The organism is Pseudomonas sp. AP42 (assembly GCF_001728935.1).
Lineage (GTDB): Bacteria > Pseudomonadota > Gammaproteobacteria > Pseudomonadales > Pseudomonadaceae > Aquipseudomonas > Aquipseudomonas lactis.
The window spans coordinates 1-643 of sequence record NZ_LYSO01000226.1 but is presented as its reverse complement, the minus strand read 5'-3'; the positions used below and the strand labels follow the sequence as shown (position 1 = coordinate 643).

The 643-nt window shown below is 46.5% G+C and carries 1 rRNA gene; it reads right to left on the bottom strand.

What is annotated here, in order from left to right:
* Nucleotides 1-478: ribosomal RNA gene (locus A7K61_RS30625) — 23S ribosomal RNA — on the bottom strand; the annotation flags it as partial.
* Between the last annotated feature and the right edge of the window lie 165 nt (nt 479-643).

Genomic DNA, 643 nt, shown 5'->3' with positions numbered 1-643 from the left:
GGGGTTCTTTTCGCCTTTCCCTCACGGTACTAGTTCACTATCGGTCAGTCAGTAGTATTTAGCCTTGGAGGATGGTCCCCCCATATTCAGACAAAGTTTCTCGTGCTCCGTCCTACTCGATTTCATGACTAAGAGATTTTCGCGTACAGGGCTATCACCCACTATGGCCGCACTTTCCAGAGCGTTCCGCTAATCTCAAAGCCACTTAAGGGCTAGTCCCCGTTCGCTCGCCACTACTAAGGGAATCTCGGTTGATTTCTTTTCCTCAGGGTACTTAGATGTTTCAGTTCCCCTGGTTCGCCTCTTGCACCTATGTATTCAGTACAAGATAACCATCTTATGATGGCTGGGTTCCCCCATTCAGACATCTCCGGATCAAAGTCTGTTTGCCGACTCCCCGAAGCTTTTCGCAGGCTACCACGTCTTTCATCGCCTCTGACTGCCAAGGCATCCACCGTATGCGCTTCTTCACTTGACCATATAACCCCAAGCAATCTGGTTATACTGTGAAGACGACATTCGCCGAAAATTCGAATTTCTCAATTAAGAGAACTCACAAATTTTACCTTAGCCTGATCCGTTACCAGTGAAAGTAACGTTCAGTCTATCTTTCTATCACATACCCAAATTTTTAAAGAACGAA